The organism is Candidatus Pantoea edessiphila, from assembly GCF_002933315.1.
Taxonomy (GTDB): domain Bacteria; phylum Pseudomonadota; class Gammaproteobacteria; order Enterobacterales; family Enterobacteriaceae; genus Pantoea_C.
Genome location: NZ_CM009564.1, coordinates 1 through 3,013, shown reverse-complemented (window position 1 = coordinate 3,013; position 3,013 = coordinate 1). Strand labels below are relative to the sequence as shown.

At 25.7% G+C, this 3,013-nt stretch carries 3 protein-coding genes; 2 read left to right on the top strand and 1 reads right to left on the bottom strand.

Annotated elements, in window-relative coordinates; translation table 11 throughout:
• Nucleotides 1–530: 530 nt before the first annotated feature.
• Both CRV12_RS00115 and CRV12_RS00110 read left to right on the top strand, forming a co-directional pair.
• Nucleotides 531–1,088: a YggT family protein gene (locus tag CRV12_RS00115; RefSeq protein WP_136130627.1), complete on the top strand. Its 558-nt coding sequence runs from the start codon at nucleotides 531–533 to the stop codon at nucleotides 1,086–1,088.
• A complete protein-coding gene (locus CRV12_RS00110; RefSeq protein WP_136130626.1) occupies nucleotides 1,085–1,402 on the top strand; it encodes a DUF167 family protein in 318 nt (105 codons plus the stop codon). Before CRV12_RS00115 ends, CRV12_RS00110 begins: the two co-directional genes overlap by 4 nt.
• A gap of 437 nt (nucleotides 1,403–1,839) precedes the next feature.
• Here CRV12_RS00110 and CRV12_RS00105 read toward each other — a convergent pair whose 3' ends face one another.
• A complete protein-coding gene (locus tag CRV12_RS00105; RefSeq protein ID WP_241973747.1) occupies nucleotides 1,840–2,652 on the bottom strand; it encodes a replication initiator protein A in 813 nt (270 codons plus the stop codon).
• Between the last annotated feature and the right edge of the window lie 361 nt (nucleotides 2,653–3,013).

Here is a 3,013-nt window from a genome sequence, read left to right as displayed (position 1 = left end):
TCTGTGGATAAGTTTCAAAATCTGTGGATAAGTTTATTATTAATTCGTCTTTTAAAAACTAAAAATTCGTCTTTTAAAAACTGCAACTAGAAAAAAATTGTTATATTTTATAATGTTAAAAACAAAAAAAAATACTTAACTTAAATACTAATTATTTAACTTAATTATACTTAACTATATTTATATTATTATTAGGCCTGTGAATATGTGGATAACTTTATAGCCCTTAACATCTTAATGCCTATCATAACAGCTATACAGCCACACAAGATAGATTACAAACTTATCTATAAACTGTGCATAACTATTTAATAAACACAAACTGAGGTGATCTAAAGTCAAAAGATTTATTACAAATAACAAAAAAGTAATAAATACTAAAAAATGATAGAATAATTCAAAATTTTAAATTATAATATGCGAGATATAGAATACAAAAGAATAGGGGGGGAATGATGCTATTAAATTTCTAAAGAATAGTATTGATTTACATTTTCTTTTTAAATAGATAAAAAATTAATTTTAATTTCATGCTGACCTTGATTTTTTTAATAAGAACTTTAATTGATCTTTACATTACATTGTTATTGCTTCTAATATGGATGCAAATAGCGCGCTGCGATTTTTTTAATCCAATAGCACAATCTATTTTTAAAGTTACTCAACCTATAGTTGGATGGTTAAGAAACAAAATAATCCCTAACATTGCTTCAATAGATGTTGCTGCATTAACAATAGCTTTTATCTTATCAATAATTAAATTTCCAACACTGAGATTTATTGAAAATAGGATATTAACATTAGATTCTATTGATTTGTTTATAGGATTATTAGTATTCATAAAATCAACAGGAAAAATTATTTTTTGGGTAATTATTACTAGATCAATACTTAGTTGGGTAAATTATAGCTATAATCCAATACATTTTGTTTTATACCAAATGAGTGAAATTTTGATTAATCCTGTTCGCAAAATATTGCCAGACACAAATGTTATAGATTTTTCACCAATGATAATAATTTTTACACTTTATGCATTAAATTACTTAGGTATGGATCTATTGCCTAATATTTGGTATATACTATGACAGTTATGTGGAATGATGAAAATACATTATTGATTAATATATATGTTAAACCTAATTCTAACTGCAACAAAATAGTTGGAAAATACAATAATTCAATTAAAACTAATATTGTAACATCTCCATCAAAAGGAAAAGCAAATAATTATCTTTTAAAGTTTCTTTCTAAAGAATTTGGAGTATCAAAAAGTTGTATAAGCATAGAAAAAGGAAGGTTTAACAGATATAAACAATTAAGAATTAAACAACCCAAACAAATACCTTGGATTATCGTACAAATATTAAATAATCAATCCCCTTTTTCTCATCCTGAATAGTTATTGTGGATTAATATTACATAAACTAGACGACAAAAACGCAATTTTAAGCAGTTCAGAAGAGTTTTAGCAGTATTTTTTAGTCAAGATGAAGAAAACCCTACCGAAATAATTAAAAGCTCTTACAGGAGCTTTTAGGCTATCATTTAAGAAATGAGATTACTTTTGAAATAGTTATTTATATTGATTATCTTAAAAAGAGAAACCAAGAAAATAAATTTATTCTGTAAGAATATTTCTGGTTTGGTATTTTTAATGTAATACAAAAAATATTTTTATATCTTTAAAGAATTTTTAATCTCATTTCTTAAATGATAGCCTAAAAGCTCCTGTAAGAGCTTTTAATTATTTCGGTAGGGTTTTCTTCATCTTGACTAAAAAATACTGCTAAAACTCTTCTGAACTGCTTAAAATTGCGTTTTTGTCGTCTAGTTTTACTATCTATTTAATTCTACACGTTTACTAAACATAACAATATCTGTTTTTTCATCATACAGAATTGTATAATTTGGCAAATTATTAACTTTAACTAATTTTTTAAAGTTATATCGAAACATTTTAAGAAGGGATGTACTTCCAGTTTTAAGATGTAAATTCTTAAGAGATATAGAAAATTTTTCTTGATTACCACAATGCTTTCTAGCAATTTCATAAATTCTTCTATCTATCGCTTTTCTTATACTGAAATAATCAGGGCTAATCTTTAATATTTTTTTCTTATGTAAAGCTTGATACAACCAATTAGGTAAAGTGATCTCTACCATGCCAATACTTAACTTACCACGTTTTTCATCAATAATACGCCAACTATCAATTAAACCAAATCCAACTAGTTCTCTTTTGGAATCAGAGTAAATAACATTAGTTTCAATCCTAGTTCCAGCAAGTTTTGATAGTGATTTTTTAAAATCACTATATGCTCTTCCACCTTTTTCTCTATTTGTTGTTATAAAAAAATCATATGGAGTAAAAGTAATTGTTCGGCTAATTGGACTATTATTATTAATAGCAGCTTGTAATTTTGATATACTGTATATCCATATATCTTTGTCAAAGATTGTAGCTACACCATCCACATTAGGTTTTATCTTTATAATAACATTTTCAGTTTCATATTTTCTTATCTTTTTATCTCCCCCTCTCAAGGCAAAAAAGGGATACTCCATGCTAGATATATCATCACGGAAACCTGATATTTCTACTTCGTCAGCAATAAAAAAATCTATTTGTTGTTTAGAAGAACGTATCATTTTCAAATCCATCACACCCTTTTTTAGTTAATTAATTATAACAAGTAGAATTAAATAATAATTTACTTGCTACATTGATTTAAAAAATATATATAAAAAACATAAACTAAATAAAATTATTTTCTGAATTAAGAACTCCTCAATATATATTTTTAACAAAATCTGTGGATAAGTTTCAAAAGCTGTGGATAAGTTTCAAAAGCTGTGGATAAGTTTCAAAAGCTGTGGATAAGTTTCAAAAGCTGTGGATAAGTTTCAAAAGCTGTGGATAAGTTTCAAAAGCTGTGGATAAGTTTCAAAAGCTGTGGATAAGTTTCAAAAGCTGTGGATAAGTTTCAAAAGCTGTGGATAAGTTTCAAAA

What these genes read in the sequence shown, in the direction of transcription:
- CRV12_RS00115 (WP_136130627.1), top strand. Translation starts at nt 531, where the DNA reads ATGCTGACCTTGATTTTTTTAATAAGAACTTTAATTGATCTTTACATT.
- CRV12_RS00110 (WP_136130626.1), top strand. Translation starts at nt 1,085, where the DNA reads ATGACAGTTATGTGGAATGATGAAAATACATTATTGATTAATATATAT.
- CRV12_RS00105 (WP_241973747.1), bottom strand. Translation starts at nt 2,652, where the DNA reads ATGATACGTTCTTCTAAACAACAAATAGATTTTTTTATTGCTGACGAA.